Consider the following 16,242-nt stretch of genomic DNA (forward strand, 5'->3'; position numbering starts at 1 on the left):
GTTTTATTCGAATGGTTCAAAACAGTCATAGTTTCTCTGACTGATGATTTTACCATCTTCAAATTCATAAAATTGGGCAAAGTAGGCTTTCATTTCGGAACCTGGATCTAGTTTTCCAATGGGTATGGCAAGTATACCGGTCCAAACAGCTTCAATAATCACTGTTGTTCCAAGGGAATGAGTTTTTACAATTTCATATTTTTCACTCTTCAACACATTTTTTCCTGCTTTCCCCGCTTCTTTTAAAGCATCTAGGTTTCTAACAGCCTTGCGTTTTGTCAAAGTGTTGGGAAATTCGATTTGTTCCACATCAGGATGATAAAAAGGAATCAACTCTTCAAAGCTTTCTCGGTTTTCCAGTGTGTGGAGAAATTTTTTAACAGTTTCTTCTAGATTCATTTTTGTAGACATTTTATGTTAGTGATTATTATAGTACTCGCTTAGCTTGCTGAACATGGCGTTGGTTGTGGAATATTACAAACCGCAATGTGTCGCCAAGTCTTAGATTGATCCATTTGGATAGCGAAGTCGGGGTTTTTAATTTGGTGAGGTTTGTGTTGTTGGCTTCGTTCAAATGCTCTAACAATTGTTCTTGTTGGTAGATGAATCTGTCCAAAACCGATTTGTCCAGTGAACTGTTAATGGGATTCATCGATTTAAGGGTTTTCATCTTGTTCAATTTTTCTTTCGGTTTTATGGTGTTGGCAAAGTAATTCCCCAAAAAGCCACTTTTAAATGTTGCTGATTTGGGGTGTTTGGAATTTAGTATGCTCTTTTTGATTTCCGGAATGTAGAAATCACCATACCTGTTCAAGTGCTCAATGCACTCCAAAATGCTCCAGCTATTGTTTGTCTTTCTGCGGTTGAGCTCTTGTTCCGAGAGTGTTTTAAAAGTTTGTACTTCGTTCATGTTGACCTTGGTGATTTTGATAAGGTCGTGAATCAATTCATCTGATTTCATGGTATTTAGTTTTTGTGCAAACTACAGTTGGTTACAATGGCTTTTATTGATTAAGATCAAGATTTTTTCAATCTGGATAGGGTTTCCGGGGTCATTCTTAAATAAGAAGCAATGTGCTTATTGGGTATTTCCTGAAACAGTTGTGGACTTCTCTTTAAGACCCTTTGGTAGCGTTTTGCCGGGGAAGCTGTTAAAATGTCCTTTTCCCTTTCCAATAGTTGTAATATAAGTTGTTCCATAATGGTGTCCCAGATTTGTTTGTTACGCTCATTACAGTTGATCAACCTGAAAAAGTTGGTTTTTGAAATTACTTTCAGCTCAGATTTTCTAATGGCTTGTATGTATACATCGGACGGTTTTTCAGACAGAAAGCTGTCCAGGGGAGCAACAAAGTCCTTTTCGTAGCCAAATCTGATGATATGCTCTTCATAGTCGTCCAGAATAAAGATTTTTATGGCCCCTGCAATAATGTAATAGAGGTTGGTGTCTGTACTTCCGCTTACCTTTAGGTATTCGTTTCTTTTCAGGGAAACTTCTTTTTTCCATAGGTTTTCTTTATCTATTTGATGGTACAGTGTTTGGATAATATCCACGTTGGTCGATTTTTGAGGTTTTATTGTAAAAGTTGGTTTACCTATTTTTATTCTTGGCCATGATTGATTCGTAATCTGCTCTGGTGAGTTTCCATTGGTTCACCATTTGTTCAAAATTTGATGCGCCGGGAACGGTCAGGTATTGTTTTATAAATGTAAAACCGATTTTTTCCACTACTTTGTTTGGTGCTGGGTTAAGGGCGTATGGTTCACAGTACACTTCTTGTAGTTTCAGGTTTTTGAAGTAGAAAGGAAGCGACTTTTTTATGAGTGCTGCCCCAAAACCTTTTTTTCTGTTCATGTAATCCCAAATGTGTAAATGCATAAAAGCTCTTTTTCCGTATTCAATTTGGTTAAGGTTGGAACAACCAATGGATTTATTATCGTAAAGCCAGGTTAAAAAGTAGGCTTTCCGTTTTTCCATGGCCACGCCAATTTGATCGTTCACCAGCTTTTCTATCTGTTCCCTGGTGGGTCTTTTTTTCAAATCTACCCCCAAATCCAACAAATATTGATCGGAAGCATTTAACCAGTATTGAACAAAATCTTCAATGTCCCCTTTGTTCATTTCCCGGACGGATAGTTTCATTTGTTTAGGTTCGAGTTCATGTACAGGGTTTGACACGAATTGCACTAATTGGCTCGAATGTAAAATTCAATAATCGATATCCAAGTTCGAACTTCCGACGTTTCGACTGCCCCTTCGACTGCGCTCAGGGTGACAGCTCAACGTGACACTTTGGACATCGGGCATCAAGCACCAAACACCAAATTCCAAAAATCAAATTCCAAATTCCAACAATTCAATAACCGAATAACCGAATAACTGAGTAACTCCAGACTTCCGACGTTTCGACTGCCCCTTCGACTGCGCTCAGGGTGACAGCTCAACGTGACACTTTGGACATCGGGCATCAAGCACCAGATTCCACGCCCCAAACAACCTAAAACTTGAAATCTGAAACAAGAAACCACTTCCGACTTCTGATATCCAACATCGGACTTCCAACAATTCAATAACTTATTCCAAGCAGGGAGACGGTTTCCTCGTAGGTTTTTGGCATTTTACTGGCCATACCGTTGGCCTGGGCCATGTTAGCGGGTACCAAGACATAACGAACTGCATAGTCCAAGCTTTGTGCCACATTTATGGCAGTACCATGGCCTTGCATGTTGAACCGGAATCCTTCCCATATAACATCATCAGTAGAAAATTTGCCATACCTGAAATAATAGGAACTACCACCTTCAAAAGAACTGGTAAATGGTAGTCCAAGTATTATAGTGTCAGCCGTCTTTAAATACATCATGGCAATGCCGCCATTTTCCACATATTCCATTATACCTTCCACCGGAATATCCATGTAGGCCCATTCCGCAGTTACTTTCTCGGTCCATTCAATGTCGATCCACTCCGAGGCAATTACATTGGCGTTCCCATCTTGTCCATCTTGCCCATCTGCACCATCTTTTCCAGCAGGTCCTTGTAATCCTGTTTCGCCATCTTCTCCCGAGCATCCCAATGCCAAGGATAGACAAATTCCTATTGAGAAAAGGAAGATGTTTTTTAGCAAAGTTTTTTTGGTTTTCATAGTATTTACGGATTTATGTTGCCTTATATAAATAACCCGACAGGTTAAAAAATATGGTATGAGAAAAATACCTGCCGGGTATCTGGTTTAAAAAGTTCAAGTTCAAGTTCAAGAGTCAAGATCTATGCCTACGGTAGGCAGGCAAATCTCAAGCATCAAACTTCTGACATCCGACTTCCAGCTTTGACACGAATTTCACTAATTGCTCGAATCAAATATCAAACATCGAACTTCAAACATCGAACTTCAAACTTCCGACTTCTGACATCGAACATCTGACATCCAAGAACTTAATCCAATCCTAGTAAAGCGGCAGCCTCACCAAAGCTTTCGGGCATTTTATCTGCTATTCCAGTTTCTTCGGCCACGTTGGCGGGTATCAAGACATATCTTAACATATAAGTGTCTGTGTTCTCCATGGTGATTACATCGTTGGCATATGCTCGCACAATGAATCCATTTACAGCATCTGGATCGGTAGAGGTTTCCATCCAGGTTTCCCATGTAAGGGATCCCAGTTGATATGGTAATTGTCCCGTTTGAGTGGAGGAAACATAACTAATTCTTACATAGAATAGAGCTACTCCACCGTTCTCCAAAAAGGCATTGATGTCCACCTCGGGAATGTCTTCGTCTTCAAAGTGCATATCGCCATAAGTTGGAGGGTCGGCGTCTTCTTTATTGTCAAAGGCGAACTGCATCCATTCAGAGACCACCACATTGGCGTTGCCATCTTGGCCATCCGCTCCATCTTGACCAGCGGGCCCTTGTGGCCCTATTTCACCATTGATTCCATCCTTGCCGTCCTCACCAGAACAAGAAACCAATGTAATACTAAGCCCCAAGAAAAGATAAAGGGCCATTTTTGCTAAATTCAAATTTCTAATTTTCATAAAAAAAATATTTAAAGATTAATAATGGGTTATGTGTTTTATGAAAAGGATGGTTTTGGATTTGTAAAAGGTATCCATCACTGCCAACTAATTTTTTAACGGAGGTATGCAGTTTGGAGATTGTTTTTATCGCAACAGCCATCTTTTTGTGGTTCTAAGTATGGGTTGTTATGCTTTTATGACGTCAAAATTAGGATGAGATATTGAGTTATTTTGGGCCAATTGACGAATGCCCAATATGGATTGACGAATCCACTATTTGACAAAACGATAATATTTTTAAGAAAGAAAAATCTTACAGTTATAATTGTTTTATTCCTTTTGATCACTCAAAATTGAAAGGAACAATGCCTGCTTAAGACTAATGCTGTATGTCAACAATAATTTTTAACTGAAAGATTTAAACTGGATGGATACGAATAAAATGATTTTCACTCTTTTTTTAATTGTTGGGACTTTGGTCCAAGCGCAAAAAATAGATTACAATACTAAAAAAGGGTATGCCGTAAATGGATATGATGTGGTTTCTTATTTTGATGGTTTGCCCAAAGAGGGGGATGAAGAATACGTGGTTACGTATGACCACGTAAAATTTAAGTTTGCAAACCTACCCAATAAGAAAAGGTTTGTTGACAATTTCGTAAAGTATTTACCCCAATATGGAGGGTATTGTGCGTACGCGGTTGCCATAAATGCGAAAAAGGTTGATGTAAATCCGGAAACGTATGAAATAAGGGATGGCAAACTTTATCTATTTTACAATCGGGGCAAAAACAACACATTGCAATTTTGGCTGAACGAATCCCCAAAAGACCTTAAATGCAAAGCGGATAAAAACTGGGAGAAAATAAAAAATTGAATATTCTTTCTATCTTATACTCAATTTCATCAATAATCCGAAACCAAATAACTAAACATCATGTTCAAATCTTCCTTGGAAACCTTGGAGCAGTTCAAAAAAGTGCTGTCGGAGTTGCCCAAAGATTGTTATTCCCAGTCTTGTAAAATCCTTTCCAACGCCAGCATAGGTCAACACACAAGGCATATTATTGAACTTTACCTTTGTCTGATCAAAGGTTATGACATAGCCGATGTTTCTTATGATCGTAGAGAGCGCAATCTAAAGATTGAAGAGGATTTGGTGCTTGCCTTGGAACGTTTGACCTTTATCCAAAAGCATTTGGAGAAACCAAATAAGGCAATCAAGGTCAATTACGAACTGGATGGTGAGGAGAATCGACTCGATTCAAATTATTTTAGAGAGGTTATGTACAACTTGGAACACACGATACACCATCAGGCATTGATTAAAGTAGGAATTAAACACTTTTCCAACCAAGACATTCCAGAATCCTTTGGAGTGGCGCCATCTACCATACAATACAGGAAGGCATGTGCACAGTAAGTTTTATTTCTTCAGGTAGCCGATACATTATCACCTCGAACCGTGACGAACATATCTCAAGGCCATTGGCCTTGGAGCCTAGGGAGGAAACCATTGGTTCGGTAAAAATACTTTTCCCTAAAGATGTGAAAGCTGGGGGTACTTGGTTTGGCCTTAACGAGAATGGTTCGGTCGCTGTGCTCCTCAATGGAGGTTTTGTAAATCATGTCCCAACCAGAAAATATGTGCGAAGCCGAGGCTTGGTACTTTTGGATGTGATCGCTTCCGATAATCCCTTTAATTTGCTTCAAGAAATAGAACTGTACCAAATAGAACCTTTTACCTTGGTATTGTTCACTACCAAACTGTTGGAGTTTAGATGGGACGGTCACCAAAAATATTTTAGGCCGTTGGATGGGACAAAAAACCATATTTGGTCCTCGGCCACACTTTATAAAGATGATGTGATCGATTACAGAAGCAACTTGTTTCAGAAGTTTATTGACACAAATTCTAAAATAACCCCTCAAGAGGTGATCGATTTTCATTCCAATAACCATGATGATTTTGAGAACGGATTTATCATCGACAGGGACTCCGGACTAAAAACCTTTAGTGTTACCCAAGCTGTTTTGGACAAAAAGGAAATTGTGATGCGTCATTTGGATTTGATGAACGATAAACTTTTTGAGGTACCATTTTCTCCCACTCAACTTACCATTTAAAGGTTATGGATACCTTTAAATTGATATGGCATAGAATCACCCACTGGGAATATTGGCCCTTTTGGCTGATTTATTATCCTATGTTTCCCGTTTGGTTGTATTATTCCATTAAAGCACGTTCCATCTTCTTTTTTAATGCAGCCAATCCTAGTATGAAAAATGGTGGTATGGCCATGATATCCAAAATGGACATCTATGATATGATTCCTGCCCAATGTATTCCCAAAACGATTTTTATTAATAAAGCCGAAACCCCAGAGTTGGCATTGGAGCACGTGTTGAAAAAAGGTGTGAGCTTTCCATTTATTGCAAAGCCAGACATTGGGATGAAAGCCTTCGGGGTTGAAAAAATCCATAACAAAGATGAATTCGAAAACTATGTCCATTGGAGCCCTTCCCATTTTTTGGTGCAGGAATTTATTCCCTATCAAAAAGAAGTGGGCATATTCTATGTGCGCAAACCTGGGGAAATGCATGGTAAAATTACTGGAGTCGTTTCTAAGGAATTTTTGTCCATTACTGGTGATGGTACAAGTACAATGGTGCAACTTATTAAAAAGAACCCACGAAGCCATCTGCAATTAAAAGTTTTGGAACGAAAATTTGGTGATCAGCTTCAACAGATTTTGAATCAAGGAGATAAATTTGTTTTAGTGCCTTACGGTAGTCATACCCGGGGAGCCAAGTTTATTGACATCAGCCATAAAATCAATGATGGTTTGTTAAAGACCATAGATGGGATATGTTCCCAAATAAAAGGGTTCCACTATGGCAGATTGGATTTACTATACAATACCTACGATGAGCTTTGCGAAGGACAAAACTTTAGCATTATCGAGGTGAATGGTGCGGGAGGGGAGGCTACCCATATTTATGATCCAAAACACTCTTTATTATGGGCTTGGCGAGAGGTCGCCCGCCATTGGGGAATACTATGTGCCATTAGCATTGCAAACAAAAGGGCAGGGCACTCTTATTTAAGTTTTAAGGACGGAAGGGCTATGCTAAAACAAACAGGTGCCTTACAGGCTCAGTTAAAGTTCTAGTGTTTGTTCAAAGAACCTTCTTGATATAACTTACCATGGCATTCGGTTCCGTTGTAGGTGCAAACCGCTTTATAGGTTTCCCTGTTTTGTCAATTAAAAACTTGGTAAAGTTCCATTTGATTTTTCCGCCCAGTAAGCCGCTCAATTGAGACTTAAGATGTTTGAATATAGGATGGGCGTTGCTACCATTAACATCAATCTTTGCAAACATGGGAAAGCTTACACCGTAGTTTGTTTGGCAAAACTCTTGTATATCTTCCGCATTGCCAGGTTCTTGGTTTCCAAACTGGTTGCAGGGGAACCCCAAAACAACCAGTCCTTGATCTTTGTAATTTTTATAAAGCGTTTCCAAACCTTCATACTGAGGGGTTAACCCGCATTTGCTGGCGGTATTCACTACAATAATGGTTTTGCCCTTGTATTTTTCCATAGACTCTGGGGTGCCATCCAAACGTTCTGCTTCAAACTTGTAAAATTCCATAGCTACTTTTTTTGTTTGTTTATAAGGTGTTTCAGTGCTCCTGTGGACCAAAGGGCCCAAAGTATCAAAACAGGCTGAAAAAACAGACGTACAAATCTTTTAAGGTCGGTATCCAGTCCAAAGGCATCAATGCCATTGGTGTATTGGGAAATGTTCCCGGGGAATATCAAAACATAGAAAATGGCCAATATAATGCCGACTTTAACCTTGTATTTTACTAAAAATATCATGACCACTCCCAAAAGAATCTCGACAACGCCAGAGGATACCACTACAAAACCCATAAAAGCGTCACTGCTTGGCAACCATCTAGGAACTTGAGCTTGGAATTCTTCGCGTTGAAAAGTTAGGTGGCCCACACCTGCCATAATCATTAAAAGACCTAAAATAACCCTAAATATATTCTGGGCAGAACTTGTGGTCGTGTTCATCGGAAAGCTTTTTCAGGTTTCCTTAAATATAGTCATATATAAATTGAACAATCGGCAAAGAGTGCTAAAATCTTATCAAAAATCAAGAGTTTTCCGCTGCCAATTCCATTTTGTGTTTAATGGCGTTCATAATAATAGGAGCGTGGACTCGCGAGTTTTCGATAAACCATTTATGGGTTTCCATGCCGCCGCAGATTACTCCTGCCAAGAACAAGCTATCAACATTGGTTTCCATCGTATCGGGGTCGTAGGAGGGCAGTCTTTTGGGGTCGTCGGACAGTTCTATGCCCAACGTTTCCAAGAAAGCAAAATTTGGTCTATACCCGGTTAAGGCGAGTACAAAATCGTTTTCCAAAGTAACTTCGCCTTCTGGCGCATTAATAACGATTTGATGTGGTTTTATTTCCTTGACGGTGGAATTGTAATAAGCTGTAATACTTCCTTCCTCAATTCGGTTGATGATGTCGGGGCGTACCCAATATTTTACACGCGGGCCTACTTCAGGGCCTCTGATCACCAAGGTTACTTCGGCTCCTTTTCGCCAGCATTCCAAAGCGGCATCTATAGCGGAGTTACTCGCACCAACAACCACTAATTTTTGACTGGCATAAAAGTGAGGGTCCTTGTAATAGTGGGAAACTTTGGGCAAATCCTCACCTGGAACATTTATATTGTTGGGGAGGTCGTAAAATCCTGTGGCCACCACTACGTTTTTGGCTTGGTACTCGTTTTTATCGGTTTTTACAGAAAAAACATCTCCTTGCTTTTTGGTGTCGATGACCTTTTCAAAAAGATGGATGTTGAGTTGGTTGGATGTTACAATCCTTCGGTAATACTCCAAGGCCTCGTTGCGTTTGGGTTTTGCTTCTTTGCTGATGAAGGGAATTTCATCAATTTCCAGCTTTTCCGAAGAGGAAAAAAACTGCATGTTCACTGGGTAGTTGAAGAGCGAATTTACAATGGGCCCTTTTTCAATAATGATATAGGAAATGCCTTGTTTTTTTGCTTCCAAACCACAGGCGATCCCAATAGGGCCGCCTCCTATGATGACAACATCAAATTCCTGCATTATGCTATTTCTTCTTTTAATTTTTTAATGGTCTCGGTCGGGTCGCCACTTTTAAAAACAAAACTGCCAGCGACCAAAACGTCCGCACCATGATCGATCAATTTTTTGGCATTACCTGCATTAACGCCCCCATCAATCTCGATCAAGGTATTCGCATTTTTACGATTTATCAATTCTTTGAGGTCGGCCACTTTTTGATAGGTATTCTCGATAAAGGATTGACCTCCAAAACCTGGGTTAACGCTCATTACGATTACAATATCAATATCCTGAATGGTGTCTTCCAATAGGTTTATGGAAGTATGTGGATTGATGGCAACACCTGCCTTCATTCCTTCAGCTTTTATAGCCTGAAGCGTTCTGTGCAAATGTGGACATGCTTCATAGTGCACGGTTAAATGATCAACGCCCAGTTCCCCAAAGGTTTTGATGTACTTATCGGGGTCAACGATCATCAGGTGAGTGTCCAATGGTTTTTTTGCATGTTTGGCAATAGCTTGTATCACGGGCATTCCAAAGGAAATATTGGGTACAAAAACACCATCCATAACGTCCAAATGGAACCAATCGGCATCACTTTGGTTCACCATTTCTATTTCGTGTTGAAGATTGGCAAAGTCGGATGCCAAGAGCGAAGGGGCAATCATTGATTTGTTCATAGTACAAAGTTAGCCAATTACAGCCATCCTTAAACGAAAAAAACTCCGGTAATCAGCCGGAGTTTATTCATCAATCAAAAAACGAACAGTCATGATAAACTGTTATATCTTACTAAATTACAACTTTCCTGCCAAAAATCAAATTTAAGGATAGTTTAACTGTAATTTATGGCGTATTTTTTACACTTTATCCCAAATATGTCTTTAAAATCTTACTTCTGGAAGTGTGCTTTAACCTTCTAATAGCTTTTTCCTTGATTTGACGAACTCTTTCCCTTGTCAGGTCAAAAGTTTCACCAATCTCTTCCAAAGTCATGGAATGTTGCCCGGCCAAACCAAAGTAAAGTCTGATTACGTCAGCTTCACGAGGGGTAAGGGTCTCCAATGCACGCTCAATTTCGGTGCGAAGGGAATCGTGCAAAAGTTCCTTATCAGGGTTAGGGGATTCACCACTGCGCAATACATCGTAAAGGTTGGAGTCCTCACCATCGATCAAAGGTGCGTCCATGGATACATGGCGACCGGAGTTTTTCAAGGATTGCTTCACATCTTCCACGGTCATGTCCAATTCTTTGGCAATTTCCTCTGCGGATGGTGGGCGCTCGTGTGCTTGCTCCAAGAAAGCAAATGTTTTGTTGATCTTGTTGATGGAACCAATCTTGTTCAAGGGCAAACGAACAATACGGGACTGCTCGGCCAATGCCTGAAGAATGGACTGGCGAATCCACCAAACGGCGTAAGAAATAAATTTAAATCCACGGGTTTCATCAAAACGTTGTGCGGCCTTGATAAGTCCCAAGTTTCCTTCATTGATCAAATCCGGAAGTGTCAACCCTTGGTTTTGGTACTGTTTCGCCACAGAAACCACGAACCTAAGGTTGGCTTTGGTTAATTTTTCCAAGGCTATTTGGTCTCCCGCTTTTATTCGCTGTGCCAACTCCACTTCCTCATCGGCGGTAATAAGATCTACCTTGCCAATTTCCTGCAAATACTTGTCCAACGACGCGGTTTCCCTATTGGTAACCTGTTTTGTAATCTTTAACTGTCTCATCTAAAAATCCCTTCAAATTAAATTTGTGAACCGGAGCTCATTAGGTTATACGTTGAAAAAACCAAAAAGTTACATTTTGATTGCATTTTTTTAAAATCTGATTCTTCAATCAATCATATTAATATAAGGTTTTCAGGTCGAGCGTCCCGAAAGCTTTCGGGAAGACCTCATTTTTTAAGACGTTGAGTCTAGAACTTCTCGACTTAAGTTTATCTTGAGCGGAGTCGAAAGACTCGAAGTGACAGTGCATCATGATTGATTACGGATATCCAAAAAAAAGCCCCGAGCAATTGCTCGGGGCTTTTATATTCTAACAAAGAAGTTTTAATCTCTATCTCTTCTTGGTTTTCTATCGCGGTTGCCACCTCTTCGGTCACCACCACCTCTACGATCACCACCTCTATCATTGCGAGGGGGGCGTTCTTGGTATCCTTCAGGTTTTGGCAACAAGGCTTTTCTTGATACCTTTTCCTTTCTGGTTCGTGGATCTAGTCCGAAGTATTTCACATCAAAAACATCGCCCATATTTACCACATCGGACACATTTTCGGTGCGTTCCCATGCCAATTCGGATACGTGGAGCAATACTTCGTTCCCTGGTGCGTCGGTGTATTCCACCACAGCGCCAAAGTCCAGCATTTTGATCACTTTTACCTCATAAACACTTCCCACCTCTGGCTTGAACATCAATGAATCTATCTTAGCCAATACTGCATCGATACCATCTTGATCTGTACCAAGGATTTCCACAATACCTTCTTCGGTATCGGGGTCTTCGTTAATAACAATTGTGGTATTGGTTGTTTTTTGAAGTTCTTGGATTACTTCTCCGCCTTTACCGATAAGTGCACCAATAAATTCACCTGGAATAACTCTGGTAACAATTTTTGGAGCGTAGGATTTAACCTCTTCCCTTGGCTCGGCAATAGTATCGGTAAGTTTGCCCAAAATGTGAATTCTGCCATCTTTGGCTTGCATCAAAGCTTTCACCAATATTTCGTAAGAAAGCCCTTTTACTTTAATGTCCATTTGGCAAGCCGTGATACCATCTGCGGTACCGGTTACCTTAAAGTCCATATCGCCCAAGTGATCTTCGTCGCCCAAGATGTCGGATAGTACGGCATATTTACCAGTTTCCATATCCGTGATCAATCCCATGGCAATACCAGAAACAGGTTTTTTCAACTGAACACCGGCGTCCATCAAGGCCATGGTACCGGAACATACAGTTGCCATGGATGAGGAACCGTTGGATTCCAACACTTCTGAAACTACACGGACCGTATAAGGGCAATCCTCTGGAATCATCCCTTTTAAGGCACGTTGTGCCAAGTTACCGTGTCCTACCTCTCTACGGGATGTACCACGAATTGGTCGTGCTTCACCAGTGGAGAAGGGAGGGAAGTTATAGTGCAGATAGAATGTTTCTTCGCCTTCAAAAGATGGCATGTCTATTTGGTTGGCCTCTCTTGACGTACCCAAAGTAACGGTAGCCAAAGCCTGTGTTTCACCACGGGTAAATAGGGCGGAACCGTGAACGGAGGGCAAATAATCGATTTCGCACCATATTGGTCGAACATCGGTTGTTTTACGTCCGTCCAAACGAAGCCCTTCTTCCAATGTTAGGTTTCTAACAGCCTCTTTTTCGGCTTTGTGGTAGTACTTGGAAATCAAATCACCGATTTCTTCCAATTCTTCTTCAGAAAAAGATGCTTTAATTTCTTCTTTGATAGCGGCAAATGCTTCGCTGCGTTCTTTTTTGGAGGAACCTGCTTTGGCCACTTCATACACCTTATCGTAGGCCATGTCATGTACCTTTTTCTCCAGCTCTTCATCTTCAGCTTCTGACTCGTACTCACGAACCTCTTTTTTGCCGAAAGCTTCTGCCAATTTTATCTGTGCAGCACATTGTACTTTAATGGCTTCGTGGGCAAATTTGATGGCTTCTACCATTTCCTCTTCGGAAATTTCATCCATTTCACCTTCTACCATCATCACAGAATCTGCGGAGGCACCAATCATCATGTCGATGTCGGACTCTTTTAATTGTGCTCTTGTCGGGTTGATGATGAATTCACCGTTCACCCTACCTACACGAACCTCGGATATGGCACATTCGAACGGGAAATCCGATAGTTGAATGGCAGCGGAAGCCGCCAATCCAGCCATGGCGTCGGGCATAACGTCTTCGTCATGCGACATTAACTGAATCATTACCTGTGTTTCGGAGTGGTAATCCTTTGGGAACAAAGGTCTCAATACCCTGTCCACCAAACGCATGGTCAATACTTCACCGTCGCTAGGTCTGGCCTCTCTTTTAAAGAAGCCGCCTGGGTAACGTCCTGCAGCAGCAAATTTTTCGCGATAATCTACGGTAAGTGGCAAAAAGTCCACATCAGAAGCTTTGTAATTGGAGACAACCGTACACAATAGCATACACTTGCCAGATTGGACAACAACAGAGCCGTGGGCCTGCTTTGCCAGTTTTCCGGTCTCGATAGAAATCTCTCTACCGTCACCAAGGTCTATGACCTCTTTGAATGTCTTTGGAATCATAAAATTAATCTTACCTAACCAATATGGCCAGGTTGTTAAACATTGGGTCTACCGCCATCCGGGCGGTCGGGTTGTGTTGTTGTTGTGTGTGCTTGGGAGCACTTGACCAATGAAAAACTATTTGTAGCTTTTTGTGTTTGCCCAGTTTTATGCTGGGACTTTATGTTGTTGAAACACGTTCAACTAAAACAAAGGGGAAGCATAAGCCTCCCCTTTTTGTTTTTATTTTCTGATACCTAATTCTTTAATTAGAATACGGTATTTTTCAATATCTTTTTTCTTTAGGTAATCCAAAAGACTACGTCTTTTACCTACCAATGCCACCAAAGAACGCTCGGTGTTGTAATCTTTGTGGTTCTTTTTAAGGTGTCCTGTTAGGTGGTTGATACGGTGTGTGAACAAAGCAATTTGTCCTTCCGTAGAACCGGTGTTGCTCTCAGAGCCGCCGTGTTTTTTAAAAATCTCGGCCTTTACTTCTTTTGTTAAATACATTCCAATATTATTTAAATGATTTTTATGTATTGATTGTCAGTTCCTTCGACATGCTCAGGAGAAGCAATCAGCGTGCAAAGATATGTGTTTTTTTGAATTTAAAAGACTTATCGATCAAACTTTTAAGGTCGGTATGTAGCAGACTTTCTTTTTGTAAAACAAAGGGGTGGTCTAAAAAGTCAATTTTCGTCAACCTGAACTTGTTTCAGGTTCTCATAATAATTTGTTTATCAGTATGATGAGATTCTGAAATAAACCTGCCTGGCCGGTAGGCAGGTTCAGAATGACGGGTTTCAATTCTTTTTAGACAGCCTCTTTTAATCTCTTACAGGTTGATTGGTAATCAAATCGATATAGAGATTGACTTTTTTCTTCAAATCCCTGCGATGGGTAATGAAATCCAAAAAACCATGTTCTTTCAAAAACTCGGATGTTTGGAAACCATCAGGAAGATCTTTCCCTGTCGTATCCTTTACCACCCTTGGTCCTGCAAATCCGATCAGTGCACCGGGCTCGGCTATGTTGATATCTCCCAGCATAGCATAGGATGCCGTTGTACCGCCTGTTGTGGGGTCTGTACATAGCGAGATGTACGGTATTTTGGCCTCTGCCAATTGCGCCAATTTAGCGGATGTTTTTGCCAATTGCATCAAGGATAAGGCAGCTTCCATCATACGGGCCCCGCCTGATTTTGATATCATTACAAATGGTACTTTTTTCCTTTTGGCCACATCAATGGCGCGCGATATTTTTTCACCTACCACACTTCCCATGGAACCTCCGATAAAGGCAAAGTCCATACAGGCCACAACAATATCCTTTCCTTGAGACTTGCCAACCGCAGTTCTCACCGCGTCTTTTAAACCTGTTTTTTTCTGGGCAGCCTTTAAACGATCCGAATATTTTTTGGTATCCTCAAACTTCAAAGGGTCTTTGGATGTCATTTTTGTATCAAGTTCCCGGAACTTGTTGCCATCAAAAAGAATTTCAAAATATTCTTTGCTCCCTATGCGAACATGATAATCATCTTCCGGGCTTACATAGAAGTTTTTGGCCAAATCCTCGGCCTCAACTATCTTACCGGTAGGGGATTTGTACCAAAGCCCCTTGGGAGTGTCTTTCTTCTCCTCGGTAGCGGTCTGTATTCCTTTTTCCTTTCTTTTAAACCAAGACGACATGCAATCAATATTTAGTTAGACAAAGGCTTACAAGGTGTTTACGTTGTTCAAATCCTCGAAGGCTTTTTTCAAACGAGCCATAAAGGTTTTTTCTCCTTCTCGCAGCCAAACTCGGGGATCATAGAATTTTTTGTTGGGTTGGTCGTCACCATCAGGGTTACCTATCTGTGTTTGTAGATAATCCTTTTTTCCCTGTATGTAATCGCGAACACCTTCCAAGAAAGCGTATTGCAAATCGGTATCAATGTTCATTTTGATAACCCCGTAACCGATGGCTTCCCTGATTTCTTCCAGAGTGGATCCTGAGCCTCCGTGGAATACAAAATCGATGTGATTGTGTTCTACTCCATATTTTTCTGTGATAAACTCTTGGGAGTTCTTAAGAATTTTTGGAGTCAATTTTACGTTACCTGGTTTGTATACCCCATGTACGTTACCAAATGCGGCGGCAATAGTAAATCTTGGGCTTACTTTTGAAAGTTCTTCGTAAGCAAAAGCTACCTCTTCTGGTTGGGTGTACAATTTGGAATCGTCAACATCGGTATTGTCCACACCATCTTCCTCACCTCCTGTGATTCCCAATTCAATCTCCAAGGTCATGTCCATTTTGCTCATGCGCTCCAAGTACCCCTTGCAGATTTCAATGTTTTCCTCAAGTGGTTCTTCGGAAAGATCGATCATGTGCGAACTGAACAATGATTTGCCAGTTTCTTTGTAATGTTTTTCACTGGCATCCAATAGTCCATCGATCCAAGGCAACAATTTTTTGGCACAGTGGTCTGTATGAAGGATTACGGTTGCTCCGTAGGCCTCGGCCAATTGGTGAACGTGTTTAGCACCGGCAACACCACCAAGGATTGCGGCTTTCTGGTCTTCGTTGGATAGTCCTTTACCAGCATTAAATTGTGCTCCTCCGTTGGAGAATTGGATAATTACTGGAGAGTTTAACGTTGCGGCAGTTTCCATTACGGCATTAATACTGTCTGAACCGATTACGTTTACGGCTGGAAGTGCGTATCCGTTCTCTTTTGCGTGGTTGAAAATTGCCTGTACTTCATCGCCGGTTGCAACACCGGGCTTGATATTATGGGACATAGTTATATTGGTTTCGAATTAAATAGGAAACAAAAG

General features: G+C 40.9%; 19 protein-coding genes. 4 read left to right on the plus strand and 15 right to left on the minus strand.

Annotated features, from left to right (window positions below; genetic code table 11):
- Positions 1–3: 3 nt before the first annotated feature.
- From MURRU_RS09980 to MURRU_RS10005, 6 genes are all read right to left on the minus strand, one after another.
- The gene (locus MURRU_RS09980; protein ID WP_014033342.1) at positions 4–399 is read right to left on the minus strand and encodes a nuclear transport factor 2 family protein; all 396 of its coding nucleotides are present in this window, start codon (positions 397–399) and stop codon (positions 4–6) included.
- Between the two features lie 28 nt (positions 400–427).
- Positions 428–961 (minus strand): DinB family protein, encoded by a 534-nt coding sequence (locus MURRU_RS09985; protein ID WP_014033343.1) that lies wholly within the window; start codon positions 959–961, stop codon positions 428–430.
- Between the two features lie 56 nt (positions 962–1,017).
- A complete protein-coding gene (locus MURRU_RS09990; RefSeq protein ID WP_014033344.1) occupies positions 1,018–1,554 on the minus strand; it encodes a Crp/Fnr family transcriptional regulator in 537 nt (178 codons plus the stop codon).
- A 37-nt stretch (positions 1,555–1,591) separates the two neighbouring features.
- The gene (locus MURRU_RS09995) at positions 1,592–2,143 is read right to left on the minus strand and encodes a GNAT family N-acetyltransferase (RefSeq protein WP_014033345.1); all 552 of its coding nucleotides are present in this window, start codon (positions 2,141–2,143) and stop codon (positions 1,592–1,594) included.
- Positions 2,144–2,567: 424 nt separating this feature from the next.
- A complete protein-coding gene (locus tag MURRU_RS10000) occupies positions 2,568–3,146 on the minus strand; it encodes a collagen-like protein (protein ID WP_014033346.1) in 579 nt (192 codons plus the stop codon).
- Between the two features lie 290 nt (positions 3,147–3,436).
- Positions 3,437–4,039, minus strand: coding sequence for a collagen-like protein (locus MURRU_RS10005; RefSeq protein ID WP_014033347.1), 603 nt, complete (start codon positions 4,037–4,039; stop codon positions 3,437–3,439).
- A 409-nt stretch (positions 4,040–4,448) separates the two neighbouring features.
- Here MURRU_RS10005 and MURRU_RS10010 point away from each other — a divergent pair, with 409 nt between their 5' ends.
- The 4 genes from MURRU_RS10010 to MURRU_RS10025 are packed head-to-tail and all read left to right on the plus strand — an operon-like array spanning position 4,449 to position 7,194.
- Complete coding sequence (locus tag MURRU_RS10010) at positions 4,449–4,898, plus strand: YHS domain-containing (seleno)protein (RefSeq protein WP_014033348.1); 450 nt, start codon at positions 4,449–4,451, stop codon at positions 4,896–4,898.
- Positions 4,899–4,958: 60 nt separating this feature from the next.
- Positions 4,959–5,444, plus strand: a complete 486-nt coding sequence (locus tag MURRU_RS10015) for a hypothetical protein (protein WP_014033349.1) — start codon at positions 4,959–4,961, stop codon at positions 5,442–5,444.
- Positions 5,432–6,148: an NRDE family protein gene (locus MURRU_RS10020; RefSeq protein ID WP_014033350.1), complete on the plus strand. Its 717-nt coding sequence runs from the start codon at positions 5,432–5,434 to the stop codon at positions 6,146–6,148. Before MURRU_RS10015 ends, MURRU_RS10020 begins: the two co-directional genes overlap by 13 nt.
- Before the next feature lie 5 nt (positions 6,149–6,153).
- Positions 6,154–7,194: an ATP-grasp domain-containing protein gene (locus MURRU_RS10025; protein ID WP_014033351.1), complete on the plus strand. Its 1,041-nt coding sequence runs from the start codon at positions 6,154–6,156 to the stop codon at positions 7,192–7,194.
- A 7-nt stretch (positions 7,195–7,201) separates the two neighbouring features.
- Here the strand turns inward: MURRU_RS10025 and MURRU_RS10030 are convergent, their stop codons facing one another.
- The 9 genes from MURRU_RS10030 to fbaA all read right to left on the minus strand — a co-directional run bounded on the left by MURRU_RS10030 (position 7,202) and on the right by fbaA (position 16,206).
- Entirely contained in the window at positions 7,202–7,675 is a 474-nt protein-coding gene (locus tag MURRU_RS10030) for a glutathione peroxidase (protein WP_014033352.1), read from the minus strand.
- Between the two features lie 2 nt (positions 7,676–7,677).
- Positions 7,678–8,106 carry a DoxX family protein gene (locus MURRU_RS10035; RefSeq protein WP_014033353.1) on the minus strand — a complete coding sequence of 143 codons (429 nt, stop codon included), beginning with the start codon at positions 8,104–8,106 and terminating at the stop codon, positions 7,678–7,680.
- 82 nt (positions 8,107–8,188) lie between these two features.
- On the minus strand, positions 8,189–9,175 hold the full coding sequence (locus MURRU_RS10040; RefSeq protein WP_014033354.1) for a YpdA family putative bacillithiol disulfide reductase: 987 nt from the start codon (positions 9,173–9,175) through the stop codon (positions 8,189–8,191).
- Positions 9,175–9,834, minus strand: a complete 660-nt coding sequence (gene rpe / locus MURRU_RS10045) for a ribulose-phosphate 3-epimerase (protein ID WP_014033355.1) — start codon at positions 9,832–9,834, stop codon at positions 9,175–9,177. The genes MURRU_RS10040 and rpe overlap by 1 nt, the downstream gene beginning before the upstream one ends.
- A 187-nt stretch (positions 9,835–10,021) precedes the next feature.
- Complete coding sequence (locus tag MURRU_RS10050; protein ID WP_014033356.1) at positions 10,022–10,885, minus strand: sigma-70 family RNA polymerase sigma factor; 864 nt, start codon at positions 10,883–10,885, stop codon at positions 10,022–10,024.
- Positions 10,886–11,209: 324 nt separating this feature from the next.
- A complete protein-coding gene (locus MURRU_RS10055) occupies positions 11,210–13,441 on the minus strand; it encodes a polyribonucleotide nucleotidyltransferase (protein ID WP_014033357.1) in 2,232 nt (743 codons plus the stop codon).
- Between the two features lie 222 nt (positions 13,442–13,663).
- Positions 13,664–13,933 (minus strand): 30S ribosomal protein S15, encoded by a 270-nt coding sequence (gene rpsO, locus MURRU_RS10060; protein WP_014033358.1) that lies wholly within the window; start codon positions 13,931–13,933, stop codon positions 13,664–13,666.
- 317 nt (positions 13,934–14,250) lie between these two features.
- The gene (gene accD, locus MURRU_RS10065; RefSeq protein ID WP_014033359.1) at positions 14,251–15,111 is read right to left on the minus strand and encodes an acetyl-CoA carboxylase, carboxyltransferase subunit beta; all 861 of its coding nucleotides are present in this window, start codon (positions 15,109–15,111) and stop codon (positions 14,251–14,253) included.
- 27 nt (positions 15,112–15,138) lie between these two features.
- Positions 15,139–16,206: a class II fructose-bisphosphate aldolase gene (fbaA, locus tag MURRU_RS10070; protein WP_014033360.1), complete on the minus strand. Its 1,068-nt coding sequence runs from the start codon at positions 16,204–16,206 to the stop codon at positions 15,139–15,141.
- Positions 16,207–16,242: the final 36 nt, after the last annotated feature.

It is taken from the genome of Allomuricauda ruestringensis DSM 13258, assembly GCF_000224085.1.
GTDB classification, from domain to species: domain Bacteria; phylum Bacteroidota; class Bacteroidia; order Flavobacteriales; family Flavobacteriaceae; genus Flagellimonas; species Flagellimonas ruestringensis.